Here is a 17,337-nt window from a genome sequence, read left to right as displayed (position 1 = left end):
CGCACGGAGAGACCATGAGCACGCAGGCAAAAGAGCCAAAACCGGCCGCAGGCAGGGCGACGCGCCTGACGGTCCTCAGCCGCGGCGCGACCGCGGCCAATCGGCTGCCGCGCTTTTCCGCCGATGATCCCCTGCTGCCCGGGGAGCAGGCGCGATTGAGCGAACTGGCGCATAGCCTCGGCAGGTTCCACCCGGTGCTGCATGCGCCCGAGCGTTCCGCGGCCGAGACCGCCGCCGCCTTCTGCGCCGACGCGGCATCGTGCCCGGCGCTCCGGGATGCCGACTACGGGCAATGGACCGGCCGGACGGTCGCCGACGTAGCAGAGCGGTCGCCGGAGGACCTGCAGCGCTGGATGGCGGATCCGTCCTCGGCCCCGCATGGCGGCGAAACCGCGGAAGCGGTGCGGGCCCGGGCGGCGGACTGGCTGGACGGACTTCACGCAAAGGGCGGGCACACGCTGGCCGTCACCCATGCCATCGTGCTCAAGCTGCTTTTCCTGCATGTGGTCGGCGCGCCCCTCACCTCGCTCCGGCGCATCGACGTCGAGCCGCTCGCGATGCTGACGCTGACCAGCGACGGCAGGCGCTGGGCGCTGCGAGGCTTCGGCGCGCCGTTGCAGGGAAGGCGTTAGGCGCGCCGTCCGTCTGCAAGCGGCACGGCCGCGCGGCCCGCCGCCTTGAGATCGTCGATGGAGGCGATGCCCATCAGGGCGAGGCTGATCGAGATTTCCCGCGTCAGGATCGAAATCACCTCGGCAACGCCTGCCTCCCCTGCCGCCGCAAGGCCGTAGGCGTAGGCGCGGCCGAGCATCACGCCGTCGGCGCCGAGGCCGATCGCCTTGAGGATATCGGTGCCGCGGCGGATGCCGCCGTCCAGCATGAGGCAGAAGCCGGGGCCGACGGCGGCCCGGATACCGGCAAGCGCGGCGATGGTGCTCGACGCCCCGTCAAGCTGGCGGCCTCCGTGATTGGAGATCACCACGCCGTCGCAGCCGATATCGCGCGCCGTCACGGCGTCCTGCGGTGCCAGGACGCCCTTGACGACGAGCTTGCCGGTCCAGCGCTCGCGCAGCCAGGCGATATCCTTCCAGGACAGCGTCTTGTCGATGCGGCGCGACAGGTTGGCCGCCTGTTCGAGGGCGCCGCGGCCGAAATCCGGCCGGTGCTCGATCGCCCGTACCGAGGGCATGCCGCGCAGCGCCACGTCGGCAAGCCAGCGCGGCTTCAGCGCGAGGCGCGCCAGAAGCCCCGGCGTCACCCGTGTCAGGGAGCGGAACCCATTGCGCACGTCCCGTTCGCGGATGCCGGTAATGGCCGTGTCGACCGTGACGAACAGCGTATCGACGCCGGCCCGTTCGGCCGCGACGAGGAATTCCTCCGAGAGCGCGCGATCCTCCAGCACATAGAGCTGGAAATGCAGCGGCCCGTCCGTCACCGCGCGCAGATCGGCGAGCGAAGCGATCGAGAAGGTCGACAGGCAGAAGGGGATGCCCGCGGCATGGGCGGCGCGCACCGCCTTCCCTTCGCCGCCGCCGGAATAGAGCCCGAGGAAGCCGACCGGCCCCAGCATGAACGGCAGGGGATGGCGGCGGCCGAGATAGGCGGTCGAAAGGTCCTGCGGGCGGGACTCCACCAGCACGGTCTGACTGAGCCCGAACCGGGCGAAGTCCGACCGGTTCGCCCGCATGGTCTCCTCCTCGAACGACCCGCCGTCGATATAGTCGAAGAAGATCTTCGGCAGGCGCCGGCGGGCCAGTTCGCGGAAATCGTGGATGTTGACCGGCGCCACGTCAGCCTCTGCCGGGATCGATGGCATTGAGGAAGCGGCTCACCGCATCCTCCCCCGCCACCGGCTCGCTGCCGGCCATCACCGCGACGGAAAGACCGATGAGCGAGGAAACGGGGTTGTGGCTCGTCGCGCCGGCGCGCAGGTTCATGACGAGCGTCGGGCAGAGGAAGAGGCCGAGCCGGACGACGCGCCGCCAATCGGCGGGCAGCATGTCCCGCGCCTTCAGGGCCGCCAGCAACGGACGCCACAGGGACTCGGCCTTGACCTCCAGCAGCGCCCGCCGGACGGGGCTCGGTTCGAAATCCATGGTGACATGCAGCCGGTCGCCCTCAAGGACGGCGCTCGCCGTGTACCGCTCCGCCGCCTCGGCGGGATCGTACAGCCAGAAGGGATGGGCGAGGATGTTGTGGAAGGTCGTCTTCACCTCGGCGAGAAGCGTCGGGATGTTCTCGCCGGCAAAGGCCGGGTCGAAGAAGGCAAGGCGGGCGGAACCGCCGTGCTCCTCGTACCAGACATTGGCATTGTGCGCATCGCCATGGGCGACGACGCCGCCGGCATCGGCAAGGCGCGCCGGGGCGAGCCTTTCGTGCGCCGCGTTAAAGAGCGCGCCGATACTGTCTTCGTATTCGATGCCGTTGACGACGAAGCGGCAGCGCGAAAGCCGGTCCCAGCCGAGCGTGAGGCCGGGAAAGGCGAAATCCTTTCCGACATAGAAGCGCGAAAGCCGCCCGCCCGGATAAAGGCCGGCCGGCGGATCAATAAGGCGTTCGTAGAACAGGCGGTGGATCGGCTCGGCCGCGACCTCGGCGGCGCTCACCGGATGCAGCGTGTCGAGATAGACCTGCAGCACGGCCTCGCTCAGCGCGCGCTCGGCGGCCACGGCCTTTTCGCGCGCCGCGACGTCGTCCGTCATGTCGAGTGCGCGCAGCACGTCGGAGAAGCGCGGATCGGTACGGCGGCGGTAGACGAGGATTTGCTCGCCGGGCAGCACCGACATCAGGAGCGGCTGGTCCACCGGCAGGCCGGCCTTTGCCAGGATATCGGCGCGGTAATATTCGCCGCTCATCGCCTCCTCGCCCTCCTCCTGGTGGAACTTGAAGAAAAAGGCGCCGTCATCGGTCTCGAAGAAACCGTTGAGCGAATTGAGGCTGTACTGGTCGTGGTTGATCGCGACGTTGCGCGCCTCGATCGTGAAGAGATCGCGCAGAAGGTCGGCCAGAAGCCGTTCCGCTTCCCCGTTTCCGGCTTTCGCGAGCGTCCTGATTTCCGCCGTGCGGCTGGTGGGCTGGGTCATGGCGTTCCTTCCGGATGGGCGGGGATCATTTGCTGCCGTGCAGGTAGCGGCTGCCGAGCGAATAGCGGCTGCCGACATAGGTCAGCGTGTTGACGGTGGCGACGACCGGTCCCGTCCAGGTCTTGCGGTTGAGGACGAGGCAGCAGTCGCCGGGGCGGATTTGCAGGAGGCGCGCATTGTCCTCGCCGGCCGGCAGGGCGCTGATCAGGTGCTCGACTTCGGTGAGCGGCGTGGCGGTCTGCAGATAGTCATAGGTCGCCGTGGCGCTGAAATCCTGCTCGACATAGCCGGAGACGAGGTCCGGATTGACGAAGCGCTCCTCGAGCTGGACGGGCAGGTCGTTCTCGAAATGGATCACGACCGAATGATCGACGGGCCGGAGCGTTTCGAATTCGAAGGCGAGCAGGAGTTCCGGCGCGGGCCATTTTATCCGCTCCAGCACGACGACCTCGGCCCGGTGGCGGCTGCCGCGCGCCTTGATCTCGGTGATGATGTTGCTGATCTCGATCAGCGTCGATTGCGGCTTCGGCGGCGCGACGAAGGTGCCGACGCCCTGGATGCGGCGAAGGTGCCCCTCCGAGGTGAGCTCGCGCAGCGCCCGGTGCACGGTCATGCGCGACACGCCGAGCGTCGAGACGAGCTCGTTCTCCGAGGGAAGCCGGCTGTTACGGCCCCATTTGCCGCTGCCGATATTGCCGAGGACGAAATCCTTGACCTTCTCGTAGAGCGGCGATGCGGAATCCGAAAGCGTGTTCATGGTTCACTGTCTCTCCACCGCGACGATCGTCTTCAGTGCCCGGCTTTCCCCCCGCAAGAGCCGCTCATAGGCCGCCGGCACCGCATCGAGATCCGGCAGGACCTCGACCAGCCGGGCAAGCGCCGGGGCGAGGTCGGGAAGCAGATCGACCGCCTCGGACAGTTCGTCCGCGAAGGCATGGCAACCGACCAGCGCGATTTCCCGCTCGACGAGGATGTTGGGGTCGAGGTCGAGCTTGCCGTGGCCGATGCCGACAAGGCCGAGCGCGCCGCCGCCCGACAGGAGGTCCAGCGTCCCGGCAATGGCGCGGATGCTGCCGGTCGCATCGAGCGCATAGCGCAGGCGCCCGCGGGAAAGTGCCGCGTCGATGGCGTCCCTTTCGAGCGCGACGGCCGTGCCGCCCGCCACCGCCTGCACCAGCGCCGCCTTTTCCGGGTTGAGATCGGCGAGGAGAAGCGGGCCGTCATGCAGGCGCGACAGCAGCAGCGCGCCGAGCCCGCCGATCGTGCCGCAGCCGACGACGAGGACCGGTTCGCCCGCCGGAGCGGCCAGCCGGCGCACGGCATGCAGCGCCACCGCCAGCGGTTCGGCCATCGCGGCGACGAGCGGCGAAAGCGCCGGATCGTGGCGCAGGACGAGCCGGGCGGGCAATTGCGCCGCTTCCGCGAAGCCGCCGTCGCAGACCTCGCCGACGAAACCGAGGGCCTCGCAGACATTGCCGCGGCCGCTGCGGCAGGCAGGGCACGCGCCGCATTCCACGCGGGAATCCACGCAGACCACGTCGCCGACGGCGACATGGCCGACACCATCCCCGACCGCCGTCACGCGGCCGCAGAATTCGTGTCCCGCCGTCGAGGGCCGGCGGGTGATCCACTGGCCGGTGCGATAGTTGTGCAGGTCGGAGCCGCAGATGCCGGCGACCCGGACCGCAAGGTTGACGAAGCCGGCAGGCGGCGCGGAAAGCGGGGCCACCGCCTCCACCCGCAGGTCCTTCGCATCGTGGAGCCGCACCGCCTTCATGGCCTCAGCCGCCCTTCTTCAGATAGGTCTGGCGCAGCGGCGACACGGCCAGCGCATGGGAGGAGAAGCCCTCGTAGACCGCCAGATTGTGCGAATGCCGGGCGAATTCCGGATAGGCCGGCGCGGTGACATAGCCGATCGAGCTGCGCTTGACGAAATCGGTGACGGAGAGCGGGCCGAAGGTGCGGGCCCAGCGGCTCGTCGGCAGCACGGCATTCGGCCCGAGCGAGAAATTGGCGATGCTGACCGGGGTATGCGTGCCCATCAGGATTTCCGACGCCTCGGTGATATGACCGAGATGGATGAAGGGCTCTTCGGAGAGGAGTTCGAGATGTTCCGGCGCATAGGCGTTGACGAAGGCGTAGCTCTCCTCGATCGAGCTTGTCAGCACGATACCGCCCGTCCTGCCGGTGAGCACGGCCGTGGAGAAGGCGACACGCTGCTCGGACATGCGCGACCAATGGTCCGGCAGGGCGGCGAGCGCTTCTTCCGCGACGCGGCGGCTGTGGGTAACGAGGTAGGCCGAGGAATCCGGGCCGTGCTCGGCCTCGATCAGGAGGTCGAGCGCGGCGAGCCCGCCATGCACCGTGTCGTCGGCAAGGATCATCACCTCCGAGGGGCCGGCCGGAAGGCCGGTGTCGATGACGCCGGAAAGCGAGCGCTTGGCGGCGACCACCCAGGGGCTGCCCGGCCCGACGATCTTCAGCGCCGGCCTGACGGTCTCGGTGCCGTAGGCGACCGCCGCCACCGCCTGCGCGCCGCCGACCTTGTAGACCGTCTCCACGCCGGCAAGGCGCGCGGCGACCAGCGTCGCGGCATCGACGGAGCCGTCCGGCGCGGGCGGCGTGACGATGGCAAGGTTCGGCACGCCGGCCACGACGGCGGGGACCGAGGTCATCATCGTCACCGACGGGAAGGAGCCCTTGCCGCGCGGCACGTAGAGCGCCACCGACTGGATGGGCGTGAAGCGGTCGCCGGCAAAGGCCCCGGGCCGGATCTCCTTCAGCCACATGGCTTCCGGCTTCTGCTCTTCGTGGAAGGTGCGGATATTGTCGATGCCGAACCGGATGGATTCCACGACGCTCGCATCGACCAGCTTGAAGGCCCCGTCGAATTCCGCTTCCGTGACCTTGAGGTTCGCCTCCGTCACGTCCGCCTTGTCGAGTTCGCGGCCGAAGCGCGCCAGCGCCTTGTCGCCCTCGGTGCGCACCGCCTCGAGGATCGGCGCGACCTTCTCGATGAAGCTCGAAATATCGGTCTCCGACCGGCGCAGCAGGGCCGCCTTCTCCTCGGCGCTCAGCTTGGAATACTCGTAGAAAGACACGTTGGTCATCGTCTTGTCCTTGATGTCTGGCCCATCGCGGGCCGCAGGGTCATTTCGATTTGAGGAAGATGTCGAGGCCGACCAGGCGATCGAGCAGCGCGATCACGAAGGCGGCGCAGGCGATGAAGACCACCGAGATGGCGGCAAGGTCCGGCGTGATGATCGAGCGGATGGAATTGTAGATCTGCACCGGCAGCGTGACGCTCCGCGCATCCACCAGGAGCAGGCTGACCAGGAACTCGTTGAGCGCGAGGATGAACATCAGGAGCGAGCCGGTGATGACGCCCGGCAGCACTGCCGGAAGCGTTATGTAGAGGAAGCGCTGCAAGGGCGGCGCGCCGCAATTGGCCGCGGCCAGCTCCAGGTCGGGCGACAGGTTGCTGGCGCTCGCGGTCACCGCCCAGATCATGAAGGGCAGGTTGATGACGCAGCAGGCGATGCCGACGGGCCAGAGCTTGCCGAGCACGCCGGCATTGCCGAACACCAGCATCAGGCCGATGCCGGAGCCGATCAGCGGAATGGTGAAGGGCAGCAGCAGGTAGACCTGGATCGAGCGCGCGAAGCGCACGCGGTATTTCGCCAGCGCGATGCCGGCGAGCGTGCCGACGGGAATGGCGACGATCGTGCAGATCGTGGCGACGATGAGCGAGCGCAGGAAGGCCTGCCTGAGATCGCTCGCCTGCGCGATCGCGCCGTACCATTTCAGCGACAGGCCGTCCGGCGGGAAGGTGATGATGTTGCCGGCGGTGAAGGACGCGCCGAGCACCACGACGGTGGGCGCGGAGAGCATGAGGAGCGCCGTGGTGACGAAGGTCCAGAGCACGATGGATTTGCTGCGGCTGCCGGTCATTTGCGCGTCTCCCCCATGGCGAGCGTGCCCGCGCCGAAGAGCATGAAGACGACGCCGACGAGGATGGAACCGACGGCGACGAGCATCAGCGACAGCGTCGCGCCGAGCCCCTGGTCGGAGGTGCGGAAGAACTGATCGTAGATGGCGTTGGCGATGAAATCCTGCGTGCCGCCGCCGAGGATGGCGGGGATGGCGAAATCCGTCAGCGACAGCGTGACGACGACGAGGCCCGCGCCGACCAGCCCGGGCCGGGACAGAGGCAGCACGACGTGGCGGAAGGTGCGCACCCAGCCCGCGCCGAGCGAGGCGGCGGCAGCCTCCAGCTCGCTCGGGATCGCCGTCAGCGCGGGGGCGAGCATCAGCACCGCGAAGGGCAGCATGTATTGCACGAGGCCGAACAGCACGGCCGGATAGTTGTAGAGCAGCCGCATAGGCGACACGCCGACGAGCCCCAGCGCCTCGTTGACCATGCCCTGGTTGCCGAGGATGATTAGCCAGCCATAGGCGCGCACCACCTGGCCGATGAAGAACGGCAGGAACAGGGCGATAAGCAGGAACTTGCGTAGCGCCGAGGAGGGCGTTCGCACCATCAGATAGGCATAGGGGAAGGCGAAGAGCAGCGTGACGACGGTGACGATCAGCGAGCCCATCAGGCTGCGGCCGGCGACCGTCGCGAAGAAACTCTCCGTCAGCGCACGCTGGTAATTGGCGAGCGTATAGGTCTCCGACATCAGGAACGTGCTGGTATCGAGCACCCTCAGGCTGGTATCGCCGATCTGCACGAGGCCGAGCACTAGGAGCCCCACCAGCACGAGGGCCGGCAGCAGCATGAGATAGGGCAGGCCCCGCTGGAAACTCGATGGCCAGACGGCGGCCGCAAGGCGTTCGAGCATATCCATGACACGCCATGTCACGGGATATGCGGCACGGGGAGTGCGCATCAACCGATCCTCTTAACGAAAGGAGATGGCCCGCCGCTCATTGTCGCGGCGGGCAGGCAGGGCTTCAGCCCTGCATGATTTCCTTGAACTTGGCGAACCACTGGCTCTCGTTCTCCACCTGCACCCTGGACGAGATGCGGATGAGGTGCTTGAAGGCCTCTTCCGTGGTGGGATAGGACGGGTCGTCGACGAGATCGGCCGGCGGGGTGAGGCCGGGCACGACGCCGGGCAGGCCGAGGCCGTCGAGCCAGATCTGCTGGGCTTCCTTGGTCAGCGCATGGTTGATGTACTGCTTGGCCCAGTAGAGTTCGTTTTCCGGCAGGCCCTTGGGGATCCACAGGCCGTCCGTATCGAACTTGGCGCCCTCTTCCGGCACCACCCAGGCAAGCTCGATGCCGTTCTTCTTGGCTTCGCGCGCATTGGTGGAAATGGTGCAGGCGGCGTCGATCTCGCCCTTCTGGAACCAGGTGGTGAAGTCCGGGTCCTCGCCGAGCAGCGGCTGCTGCTCCTTGATCTTCGAGATGAAATCCCAGGCCGGCTGCATGTTGCCGGGGATATCCTCCAGCTTGCCGCCGCCGGCGACCTGGGCGGGGAAGTGGAAGCCGATGCCGTCGTTGTAGAGCGCGATGCGGCCCTTCAGCTTCGGATCGAGCAGGTCCTTCCAGGACTTCGGCGCACCGTTCGGAAAGGCCGAGGGGCGATAGGCCAGCACGTAGACATAGCCGTAGGTGTTGACGATCGGATAGCCGTCGAGCCCGACGGGCTTGGCAAGGTCGGTGGTGTTCTTGAGGTTCGGCAGGTCCGACAGGTCCTCCGTCACGCCGCGCAGCGCCGACTTGGTGGCGTTGGTGGTCGTGTCCCAGTTGACATGGATCGGCGGCACGCGCTTCTGCGCGACGGCGGCCCAGACCTTCGGCTGGATCTCGTTGTCCTCGGTCAGGTCATGGCGCACCGCGATGCCGGTCGCCTTGGTGAAGCTGTCGGAAACGCCGGCCTTCAGCGCGTCGACCCAACTGCCACCCCAGGCGCGGACGATGATCTCGGCCGGCTTCTCGGGCTCCTGGGCAAAGGCGCGGCTGACGCCGAGCGTCGAAAGACCTGCGGACGCACCGGCAGCGGCCATCGACGCCAGCAGCGTGCGGCGACGGATCTGCATGGAAGAAAGTTTATCATGCGACATTACGCGTTCTCCTCTGGCTCAGCCTTCGTTGGTTATCTTGCAAAGACATGCATGTCCCTTGCATTCCAGCCGAGGCGAACCATGTCGCCCGGGCCGAACTGCAGATGGGATTCGGGATCGTGATCGAAGACGCGCATCATGACGTCGCCGAGCTGCGGCACCCGGATTTCATAGACGACGCGCTCGCCCTCGAAGATGCAGTCGGTCACCAGGCCATCGACCACCGTTTCGAGCCCGTCGAGACGGCCGTCCTTCGGCGCGACGCGGATCTGTTCAGCGCGCACGGCGCCGGCGCAGGCCTTTCCGGCCGAAAGCGTTTCGTCCGCCGCCAGGCCGGCAACGCGCAGGCCGTTCGCCTCGATCGCCGCGCGCGACCCGGCAAGCTCGACCACCCTGCCCTCGATGAAATTGGTCACGCCGATGAAATTGGCGACGAAGGCATTGGAGGGCGCGCGATAGGCGTCGACCGGGCGCGCCTTCTGCTGGATCACCCCGCCGTCCATGACGATGACCTCGTCGGACACCACCAGCGCCTCGCGCTGGTCATGCGTGACGTTGATCGTCGTCACGCCGAGCTCCTTCTGGATGCGGCGGAACTCCAGCTGCATCTCCTCGCGCAGCTTGCGGTCGAGCGCGGCCAGCGGCTCGTCGAGCAGCAGGAGGTCCGGCTCGAACACCAGGGCGCGGGCGATGGCGACGCGCTGCTGCTGGCCGCCGGAAAGCTCGTTGATGCGCCGGCTGCCGTAGCCGCCGAGGCGGACGAGGTCGAGATAGCGCTCCACCTTCTCCGGGATGCGGCGGGCATCGTGACGGCGCATCTTCAGAGGAAAGGCGACGTTCTCGGCCGCGGTCATGTGGGGGAAGAGCGCCAGCTTTTGGAACACCATGCCGATGGCCCGGCCATGCGGCGGGACGGCGCTGACGGGCTGGCCGTTGATGAAGATCTCGCCGCCGGTCGGCCGGTCGAAGCCGGCGATCATGCGCAGCAGGGTCGTCTTGCCGGAACCCGAGGGCCCGAGGATAGTCAGGAAACGGCCTTTCGGCAGATCGAAGGATGCGCTCTTCACGGCATGGACAGTGCCGAAGACCATGCTGACATCCTTGACGGAAACCGCAATCCGGTCGAGTTGCTCGACCGCATCCTGCCCGGCATCGACAGCGCCCATACTATTCCCCTGTGCCGCCTTCACGGCGACGCGGGGCCGCTGGAAGGCTTCCTCTTGCCGCTCAAGCCGCGGGCGTGCGACCGAGCATTCCACATGGTTGTCTATACATATGCATACAAGCTCCGTCAACCGGATCTGCGCGTTTTTTGCACTGCAAAGACAAGCGCTTAAATTTTGTGCAAACGCGAAAAGCCGCGCCCGCAGGGCGTCACGGCCGAGGCGCCGCGGTCAGATCGAGGCAAGGTAGCCGCCGTCGACCGGAATGCAATGGCCGGTGACATAGGCGGCGGCATCGCTGCACAGGAAAACGGCCACGCCGCCGATATCGCCCTCGCTGCCGAAGCGGCGCTGCGGGATCTTGTCCAGCATCCGCGCCTGCCAGTCCTCGTTCTCGTAGAACGCTTCGGTCATGGCGGTGCGGAAATAGCCGGGCGCGATGGCGTTGACGCGGATGTCGTGCGGCGCCCATTCCGTGGCGAGCGCCCGCGTCATGCCGAGAAGACCGGATTTCGACGCGCCGTAGGGCACGGCCGTCGGAATGCCGACATAGGAGGTCAGCGAGCAGAGGTTGACGATCGCGCCGCCCCCGGTGCCGGCCATGATGCGGCCCGCCGCCTGCGCGCAGAAGAAGGCGCCCTTCAGGTTCGTCGAGAGGATCGATTCCCACAGCGCCTCGTCGACGTCGAAGGACGGACGGACATTCTCGAAGCCGGCATTGTTGACAAGGATATCCAGGCCGCCGAGCGCATCGGCCGCCGCCTTCGTCCCCTCCGCGCAGGCCTGCGAGTCGCGCACGTCCTGCGCCAGCGCCACGCAACGCCGGCCGGCCTTCTCTACCAGCGCCCGGGTCTCGGCCAGGCCGTCGAGCGACCGCGCCGTCACGGCGATGTCTGCCCCAGCCTCGGCAAGCGCCAGCGCGATGGCCTGGCCGATCCCGCGGCTGGCTCCCGTGACGAGCGCCCGGCGGCGGGAGAGATCGAAGATCGGACGGTTCATGGCGGCACCTCGATTGGCTTCCTGGCGAATGACAGCACTTCCGCGGGAAAATGTCTATACATATGTACAGACCGAAATTCCCGTCGTATGAATGCGCATGGCAAACCGATCGCATGGAGCCGCAAAATGGCAGACCCTTCAAGCCTGATCCGGGGAGAAATCCGCTCGATCGCCCCGTACAATGCCGGCCTGACGCTCGAAGAGGTGCGGGCGACATACGGGGTGGACACCATCGCCAAGCTCGGCTCCAACGAGAACCCGCTCGGCCCTTCCCCGGCATTGCGGCGGCTGTTTTCCGATATCGGCGAACTTGCCCGGCTCTATCCCGATCCGCAGGGCCGCGCCCTGTGCGCCCGGTTGGCCGACAGCCTCGGCGTCAACGCCGACCAGATGATCCTCGGCAATGGTTCGGAGGACCTGATCGGCGTGATCTGCCGCTCGGTCGTGCGCCCCGGCGACACGGTCGCGACGCTCTATCCCTCCTTCCCGCTGCACGAGGACTATACGACGCTGATGGGCGGCCGGGTCGAGCGCGTGCCGGTGACGGAGGACCTCACCGTCGACATGCCGGCGCTCCTGGCCGCCGCGGCGCGCAAGCCGCGCATGCTGATGTTCTCCAACCCGATGAATCCGGTCGGCTGCTGGCTGACGCCCGAGGCGCTGGCAGAGGTCGTCGCCGCGCTGGACGCCGAAACGCTGCTGGTCGTCGACGAGGCCTATGCCGAATATGCCGCCGGCGACGACTACCCGTCGGCCATCGACATGCTGAACGGCAAGGACATTCCCTGGGTCGTGCTGCGCACCTTCTCCAAGGCCTATGGCCTTGCGGGCCTGCGCATCGGCTACGGCGTCGTCGGCGACAGCGGCCTGTGCGACTATTTCAACCGCGCCCGCACGCCCTTCAATACCAATGCCATCGCCCAGGCGTCCGCGGTCGCCGCCCTCGACGATCCGGGCCACCTGGCGCGGTCGGTCGCCGCCGCCCTTGGGGAGCGGGAGCGCATGAGGGCGGCCCTTGCCGCCGCCGGCTACCGGATCGCCCCCTCGAAGGGCAATTTCCTCTTCATCGATGTCGGCAGGGACGCGTCGGAACTCAGCCTGGCGCTGCTTGCGCGCGGCGTCATCGTCAAGCCGTGGAAGCAGCCGGGCTTCGAGCGCTTCATCCGCGTCAGCATCGGCGCGCCCGACGAGAACGACCATTTCCTCCGCGCGCTCGGGGAGGCGGAAGCCGGATGATCGGAGGCGAATGAGGCTACCCGCGCGCGTCTCCATGCTCTAGAACGCCCTCACGACGAGGACGCACCGGAGGTTTGCCGTGAGCCAGAACAACAAGACCATCGCCACCTGGTATGTCGATCCGGACGCCGAGGACCGGATGGCCGACGGCCACGCGCCGATCTGGCGGCACCTGATCGACCTGATCGTCGAGCGCGACCTCAGCCAGAAGAGCGTGCTGGATTTCGGCTGCAACCAGGGCGGCCTGCTGCGGCATCTCTATGCGATCCGGCCCTTCCGCAAGGCGCTCGGCATCGATATCGCCGAACAGTCGGTCGCCAGGGCCGAGGCCTTCAAGGGCAACATCCCCGTCCAGCATGCCGTGGGCGGCACGCTCGAAGGCTGGGTCGAGGAATTCGACCTGGCGATCAGCCATGAGGTGATCTATCTCGTCGAGGATATCGGCGCCCATGCCGCCGATATCTTCAAGGCCTTGAAGCCGGGCGGGGTCTACTATGCCGTCACGGGCTGCCACACCGACAATCCGCTCTGGCCGAAATGGCGCGATCTCGTCGCCAAGCGCACGAACACCGTCGTCCAGGACCGGTCGGTCACCGACTATGCCAGGGCTTTCGCCAAGGCCGGTTTCGAGGTCTCCGGCCGCAAGCTGGAATTCGACGGCTTCATTCCGTTCTTCGAGGACGGCTGGACGCCCGACTTCGCCGATGCCATGGACTACTACACGCAGACCAAGGTCGTCTTCCGACTCGTCAAGAACCCGTCCGGTGCAGCTTCGTAAGCTCGACGTCGAAATGGGGCGGCTTGCCGGGGGCGACCTCAACGAACCGTCCCTTCACGCGAAACGTGCTTTCGATCAGGCCGCTTTCGGCAAGCGCCTTCGGCTCGCCGTCGAAGCGCAGTTCCCCCTTCTCCAGAAGCGAGATGCGGTCGCTGACGGCGATCGCCTGGTTGATGTCGTGGATCGCCATCAGGATCGTCACGCCGCGCTCGCGGCTCAGGCGATGGACGAGGTCCAGTACCTCCACCTGATAGCCGATGTCGAGGAAGGATGTCGGCTCGTCGAGAAGCAGGATGCCCGCCTCCTGCGCCAGCGCCGCCGATATCCACACCCGCTGGCGCTCACCGCCGGAAAGCTCCTGCAGCGTGCGGTCGGCAAGGCCCGTTAGGCCGGTGCTGTCCAGCGCCCATGCGATGGCCTCCTCGTCCCTGCCGCCATAGGAACGGAACAGGCCGACATGGGGAAAGCGGCCCTGGCGCACGAGCTGGGCGACCGTCATCTCGTCGGGTGCTACGGGCTGCTGCGGCAGGAAGGCGAGTTTTCGCGCGATGGCGCGCCGCGACATGGAGGCGACGGCGACGCCCTCGATCTCGGCCCTGCCCTGCGACGGCGCGATCAGGCCGGCCAGCGCCTGCAAGGCGGTGCTCTTGCCCGATCCGTTGGGGCCGATGAGCGCGCGGATCTCGCCCTTCTCCATCGATAGCGAAAAGCCGGAAAGCGCCTTGCGGCGGCCGTAGAGAACCGACAATTGCGAGCAGGCGAGCGGCATGGGCGATCTCACAGGGTCTTGCGCAGGAGCGCGAGCATGACGGGAACGCCCATCAGGGCGGTGACGACGCCGATCGGCACTTCCTCCGGCCCGCCGGCGAGCCGGCCGATCAGATCGCCCAGCGTGACGACGACCGCGCCGAGCACGACGGTGAGCGGAAGGACCAGGGGAAAATGGCGACCGGCAAGGAAGCGCGCCAGATGCGGAACGATGAGGCCGACGAAGACGACCGGCCCGACGGCACCGACGGCGCTGGACGCAAGCGCGCAGGAGACGAGCAGGACGAGCGAGAACTGCCGTTTGTAGGACAGCCCGAAGGAGCGGGCGACCGTCGCATCGAAGCGCAGCAGGATCAGCGGGCGGTAGATCAGCGGCAGCATGGCAAGGCCCGCGATCGTGAAGGGCAGCAGGAAGAGCGCATGGTCCCAGGTGCGGGCATAGAGGCTGCCGGACAGCCATTCCAGGATGATCTCGATGCGCGCCGAGCCCCAGCCGGCGATGAGGCCGATGGCGAGCGCATGGAGCACCGCGCCGATGGCGATGCCGCAGAGCGTGATGCGCAGCGGGCTGAGGTCGAGGCGGAAGGCGAGGAGATAGATCACGCCGCCCGCGAGCATGCCGCCGGCCATCCCGGCGGGCGGCAGCCAGGCGATCGGCAGCGCGTTGACGGAATAGGAATCGGGATTGGCAAGATAGACCGTGAAGAGGAGGAAGACGGTCACGGCCAGGGTCGCTCCTTGCGAGACGCCCATCAGCGAGGGGTCGGCGAGCGGATTGCGCGTGATGGTCTGGAGGAGCAGTCCCGCGAGCGCGAACTGCACCCCGGCGAGGATGCCCGTCACGATGCGCGGCAGCCGGATGTCGAGGATGATCGAGCGCGCTTCCGGCGAACCGGTTCCACTCAGCGCCGACAGGACGTCCCGGGCGGGAAGGTCGACGATGCCGAGACAGACGGCGGCGACGAAGGAGAGGAGGACGAGCGCCAGGGCGGCGGGCAGGACCCACCGGCCGGGCTGGCCGATGGCCGGGGCATTCGACCTCATGCGCCCTCCCCCTTGAAATCGAGGCGACCGCGCTGGATGAGATAGACGAAGAGCGGCCCGCCGAGCAAAGCGGTGACGATGCCGACCGGCAGTTCCTTGGGGATGGCGACGGTTCGCGCGACGAGATCGGCCGCCGTCACGATCAGCGCGCCGACGGCCGCGGTGAGGCCGATCTCTAAAATCGTGCCACGCGGCTTCATCAGGCGGGCGATATGGGGCGCGGCTAGGCCGACGAACGCCACCGGCCCGGCGACGGGCGCGACACCCGCCACGGGGCAGATGCCGAGCAGCAGCAGCACCGGCTTCCAGAACGTGAGCTGCACGCCCATCGCGGCGGCGGAATGGTCGTCGAGGGCGAACATCGCGAGGATCCGGTGGAGGAGCAGGGCCCCCGCCACCCCGACCAGCACCCATGGCAGCATCTGGAGAAGGTGCGCCCAGGTCCGGCCCGCAAAGCCGCCGGCCAGCCAGAACAGCAGCGCCGTCGATTGCGGCCCGGCAAACAGCAGCACATAGATCGTGATCGCACCGAGGAAGAGCGAGACGCTGACGCCGCCGAGCGCCAGGTGCAGCGGACGGCCGCTGCCGCCGCGCGCCACCCAGAACGTCACCGAGGCCGCCGCAAGCCCGCCCGCGAGCCCGACCAGCGGGTAGTAGAGTCCGGAGACCCAGGGCAGGAAGACGAAGCAGGTGACGATCGGCGCGATGGCGCCCGCCGTGACGCCGGTGATGCCGGGATCGGCCAGCGGATTGCGGGTGAGCGACTGGAGGAGATAGCCCGACACGGCAAGCCCCGCGCCGGCCGTGGCCGCCGCAAGGCTGCGCGGCAGCCTGAGCGTCCAGACGAGGATGGATTCGATCTTGCCGTCCGGGGCGAACAGCACCCGCAGGACGGCATCGACGGAGAGCATGCGCGCGCCGGGCATCAGCCCGACCGCGATGACGAGAAGGGTCGCGACGGCGACGAGGCCGATGGCTATCGAGGATTTCCGTGCATCCATCGCCGTCGCTTCAGCCGGTTACTTCTGAAGCTCGGCCGGGATGAGCTTGGCCGCTTCCGCCTTCACGTCGACCTTGGGGAAGGCATCCGGATAGAGGTAATGGGCCGCTTCGCGCAGCACGATCTCGCGCGCGATCGGGCCGTTGGTCTCCACCCACTGGTCGCCGACATAGAAGACCCGATCGTTCTTGACCGCCGTCAGCTCCTTCCAGATCGGGTTGTTCTCATGCGGGCGGTCCGGGCCGTAGTCATAGATGAAAAGGACTTCCGGATCCTTCTCCAACATGGTCTCCAGGCTGAGGTCGATGCCGAATTCGCCGCCCGGCGTCATGGCGCCGGCGATGTTCTCGCCGCCGATGGCGTTGACGATGGAAGCCGAGGTGTTCTCGTCATGGAAGGCGAACGGCACCTCGCCGCCCCACATGATGGCGTAGCGCGGATGCGTGTCCTTCGGCGCCTTGGCCGCGATCTCCGCCAGATGCGCGCGGAATTCCTTGTTTAGCTCGACGCCGCGCTCGGGCTTGCCGAGGATTTTTGCGAGCGCCTCGATCTCCTTGTCGCTGCCGTCGAGCAGCTCCATGTTCCAGGCGACATAGGGCGCGATCTTCTCAAGCTGCGGCGCATTGCCGATGGTGTAGCGGCGGATCGCGACGATAAGGTCGGGCTTTGCCTCCGAGAGCAGTTCGAGGTTCGGCTTGGCGCGCTGGCCGATCTGCGTCATGTCCCCCGTGAGGCCGAGCAGGAATTCCGGCGGGCGGTCCGCCACCATGTAGGTGCTCGCCACCGGCTTGATGCCGAGCGCCAGCGCCACGTCGTCGGCGAAGTACGAGATGGACGCGATGCGTTTGGGATGGGCGGGGACCTCGACCTCGACGCCGCGGTCGTCGGTCACCTTCTGCGTCGCGTCCTGCGCGAGCACGGGGCCTGCGCCGGCGACGAGCCAGGCGGCGAAGACGCCGGACAAAAGGGCGCGCCTGCTGGGCACGGCAAGACTGGAAAACATGGTTCTCTCCCTGGAAGCTGATCGGTGATGACAGTAGCGGACGGATGGCCGCACGCACGGTTGCGCAGAATGCATGCTGCTGCCCGGCGGAAAGCCCGGCGCACATCGATCACGCCGATTGCGGATATCGGTCTTCAAGGCGGGGTTCCCGGATCATTCTTGTCGTTCTGACAGAATGTGGATAGATATGG

At 67.4% G+C, this 17,337-nt stretch carries 17 protein-coding genes; 3 read left to right on the top strand and 14 right to left on the bottom strand.

Going from position 1 to position 17,337, the window contains the following annotated elements:
- The first annotated feature begins 14 nt into the window (after window positions 1-14).
- Complete coding sequence (locus AB3G45_RS00205) at window positions 15-632, top strand: histidine phosphatase family protein (protein WP_367828666.1); 618 nt, start codon at window positions 15-17, stop codon at window positions 630-632.
- Here the strand turns inward: AB3G45_RS00205 and AB3G45_RS00200 are convergent.
- The 10 genes from AB3G45_RS00200 to AB3G45_RS00155 all read right to left on the bottom strand — a co-directional run bounded on the left by AB3G45_RS00200 (window position 629) and on the right by AB3G45_RS00155 (window position 11,317).
- On the bottom strand, window positions 629-1,789 hold the full coding sequence (locus AB3G45_RS00200) for an alpha-hydroxy acid oxidase (RefSeq protein WP_367828665.1): 1,161 nt from the start codon (window positions 1,787-1,789) through the stop codon (window positions 629-631). The genes AB3G45_RS00205 and AB3G45_RS00200 overlap by 4 nt on opposite strands.
- A gap of 1 nt (window position 1,790) precedes the next feature.
- Entirely contained in the window at window positions 1,791-3,083 is a 1,293-nt protein-coding gene (locus tag AB3G45_RS00195; protein ID WP_367828664.1) for a hypothetical protein, read from the bottom strand.
- Between the two features lie 25 nt (window positions 3,084-3,108).
- On the bottom strand, window positions 3,109-3,840 hold the full coding sequence (gene hutC / locus AB3G45_RS00190; protein ID WP_367828663.1) for a histidine utilization repressor: 732 nt from the start codon (window positions 3,838-3,840) through the stop codon (window positions 3,109-3,111).
- A 3-nt stretch (window positions 3,841-3,843) separates the two neighbouring features.
- Window positions 3,844-4,860, bottom strand: a complete 1,017-nt coding sequence (locus AB3G45_RS00185; RefSeq protein WP_367828662.1) for a zinc-binding dehydrogenase — start codon at window positions 4,858-4,860, stop codon at window positions 3,844-3,846.
- A gap of 4 nt (window positions 4,861-4,864) precedes the next feature.
- Window positions 4,865-6,193 (bottom strand): histidinol dehydrogenase, encoded by a 1,329-nt coding sequence (gene hisD / locus AB3G45_RS00180; protein WP_367828661.1) that lies wholly within the window; start codon window positions 6,191-6,193, stop codon window positions 4,865-4,867.
- Window positions 6,194-6,233: 40 nt separating this feature from the next.
- Complete coding sequence (locus AB3G45_RS00175; RefSeq protein ID WP_367828660.1) at window positions 6,234-7,034, bottom strand: ABC transporter permease; 801 nt, start codon at window positions 7,032-7,034, stop codon at window positions 6,234-6,236.
- Entirely contained in the window at window positions 7,031-7,975 is a 945-nt protein-coding gene (locus AB3G45_RS00170; protein WP_367828659.1) for an ABC transporter permease, read from the bottom strand. The genes AB3G45_RS00175 and AB3G45_RS00170 overlap by 4 nt, the downstream gene beginning before the upstream one ends.
- 64 nt (window positions 7,976-8,039) lie before the next feature.
- The gene (locus AB3G45_RS00165; RefSeq protein WP_367828658.1) at window positions 8,040-9,155 is read right to left on the bottom strand and encodes an ABC transporter substrate-binding protein; all 1,116 of its coding nucleotides are present in this window, start codon (window positions 9,153-9,155) and stop codon (window positions 8,040-8,042) included.
- A 32-nt stretch (window positions 9,156-9,187) separates the two neighbouring features.
- Window positions 9,188-10,321, bottom strand: coding sequence for an ABC transporter ATP-binding protein (locus AB3G45_RS00160; RefSeq protein WP_367828657.1), 1,134 nt, complete (start codon window positions 10,319-10,321; stop codon window positions 9,188-9,190).
- Between the two features lie 228 nt (window positions 10,322-10,549).
- The gene (locus AB3G45_RS00155; RefSeq protein ID WP_367828656.1) at window positions 10,550-11,317 is read right to left on the bottom strand and encodes an SDR family NAD(P)-dependent oxidoreductase; all 768 of its coding nucleotides are present in this window, start codon (window positions 11,315-11,317) and stop codon (window positions 10,550-10,552) included.
- 126 nt (window positions 11,318-11,443) lie between these two features.
- Between AB3G45_RS00155 and AB3G45_RS00150 the strand changes: the two genes are divergently transcribed.
- Both AB3G45_RS00150 and AB3G45_RS00145 read left to right on the top strand, forming a co-directional pair.
- Entirely contained in the window at window positions 11,444-12,553 is a 1,110-nt protein-coding gene (locus AB3G45_RS00150; protein WP_367828655.1) for a histidinol-phosphate transaminase, read from the top strand.
- A 139-nt stretch (window positions 12,554-12,692) separates the two neighbouring features.
- Window positions 12,693-13,331 carry a class I SAM-dependent methyltransferase gene (locus tag AB3G45_RS00145; RefSeq protein ID WP_367828951.1) on the top strand — a complete coding sequence of 213 codons (639 nt, stop codon included), beginning with the start codon at window positions 12,693-12,695 and terminating at the stop codon, window positions 13,329-13,331.
- Here the strand turns inward: AB3G45_RS00145 and AB3G45_RS00140 are convergent.
- From AB3G45_RS00140 to AB3G45_RS00125, 4 genes are read right to left on the bottom strand one after another with little or no spacing between them, the layout of a single operon-like run.
- Window positions 13,303-14,100 (bottom strand): ABC transporter ATP-binding protein, encoded by a 798-nt coding sequence (locus tag AB3G45_RS00140; RefSeq protein ID WP_367828654.1) that lies wholly within the window; start codon window positions 14,098-14,100, stop codon window positions 13,303-13,305. The two genes, AB3G45_RS00145 and AB3G45_RS00140, sit on opposite strands and share 29 nt — an antisense overlap.
- 8 nt (window positions 14,101-14,108) lie before the next feature.
- The gene (locus tag AB3G45_RS00135; RefSeq protein ID WP_367828653.1) at window positions 14,109-15,143 is read right to left on the bottom strand and encodes a FecCD family ABC transporter permease; all 1,035 of its coding nucleotides are present in this window, start codon (window positions 15,141-15,143) and stop codon (window positions 14,109-14,111) included.
- Entirely contained in the window at window positions 15,140-16,144 is a 1,005-nt protein-coding gene (locus AB3G45_RS00130) for a FecCD family ABC transporter permease (protein ID WP_367828652.1), read from the bottom strand. Before AB3G45_RS00130 ends, AB3G45_RS00135 begins: the two co-directional genes overlap by 4 nt.
- Window positions 16,145-16,162: 18 nt before the next feature.
- Window positions 16,163-17,146: an ABC transporter substrate-binding protein gene (locus AB3G45_RS00125; RefSeq protein WP_367828651.1), complete on the bottom strand. Its 984-nt coding sequence runs from the start codon at window positions 17,144-17,146 to the stop codon at window positions 16,163-16,165.
- Window positions 17,147-17,337 lie beyond the last annotated feature (191 nt).

Source organism: Shinella sp. S4-D37 (assembly GCF_040812195.1).
GTDB lineage: Bacteria > Pseudomonadota > Alphaproteobacteria > Rhizobiales > Rhizobiaceae > Shinella.
Note: the sequence above shows the minus strand (reverse complement) of the source record. Positions and strands in the feature narration are given on the sequence as shown.

Bases quoted from the DNA above. Each gene is read 5' to 3' on its own strand.
- AB3G45_RS00195 (WP_367828664.1), bottom strand. From the start codon at position 3,083: ATGACCCAGCCCACCAGCCGCACGGCGGAAATCAGGACGCTCGCGAAA.
- AB3G45_RS00170 (WP_367828659.1), bottom strand. From the start codon at position 7,975: ATGCGCACTCCCCGTGCCGCATATCCCGTGACATGGCGTGTCATGGAT.
- AB3G45_RS00155 (WP_367828656.1), bottom strand. From the start codon at position 11,317: ATGAACCGTCCGATCTTCGATCTCTCCCGCCGCCGGGCGCTCGTCACG.
- hisD (WP_367828661.1), bottom strand. From the start codon at position 6,193: ATGACCAACGTGTCTTTCTACGAGTATTCCAAGCTGAGCGCCGAGGAG.
- AB3G45_RS00130 (WP_367828652.1), bottom strand. From the start codon at position 16,144: ATGGATGCACGGAAATCCTCGATAGCCATCGGCCTCGTCGCCGTCGCG.
- AB3G45_RS00145 (WP_367828951.1), top strand. From the start codon at position 12,693: ATGGCCGACGGCCACGCGCCGATCTGGCGGCACCTGATCGACCTGATC.
- AB3G45_RS00125 (WP_367828651.1), bottom strand. From the start codon at position 17,146: ATGTTTTCCAGTCTTGCCGTGCCCAGCAGGCGCGCCCTTTTGTCCGGC.
- AB3G45_RS00185 (WP_367828662.1), bottom strand. From the start codon at position 4,860: ATGAAGGCGGTGCGGCTCCACGATGCGAAGGACCTGCGGGTGGAGGCG.
- AB3G45_RS00135 (WP_367828653.1), bottom strand. From the start codon at position 15,143: ATGAGGTCGAATGCCCCGGCCATCGGCCAGCCCGGCCGGTGGGTCCTG.
- AB3G45_RS00140 (WP_367828654.1), bottom strand. From the start codon at position 14,100: ATGCCGCTCGCCTGCTCGCAATTGTCGGTTCTCTACGGCCGCCGCAAG.
- AB3G45_RS00205 (WP_367828666.1), top strand. From the start codon at position 15: ATGAGCACGCAGGCAAAAGAGCCAAAACCGGCCGCAGGCAGGGCGACG.
- hutC (WP_367828663.1), bottom strand. From the start codon at position 3,840: ATGAACACGCTTTCGGATTCCGCATCGCCGCTCTACGAGAAGGTCAAG.
- AB3G45_RS00165 (WP_367828658.1), bottom strand. From the start codon at position 9,155: ATGTCGCATGATAAACTTTCTTCCATGCAGATCCGTCGCCGCACGCTG.
- AB3G45_RS00160 (WP_367828657.1), bottom strand. From the start codon at position 10,321: ATGGGCGCTGTCGATGCCGGGCAGGATGCGGTCGAGCAACTCGACCGG.
- AB3G45_RS00150 (WP_367828655.1), top strand. From the start codon at position 11,444: ATGGCAGACCCTTCAAGCCTGATCCGGGGAGAAATCCGCTCGATCGCC.
- AB3G45_RS00175 (WP_367828660.1), bottom strand. From the start codon at position 7,034: ATGACCGGCAGCCGCAGCAAATCCATCGTGCTCTGGACCTTCGTCACC.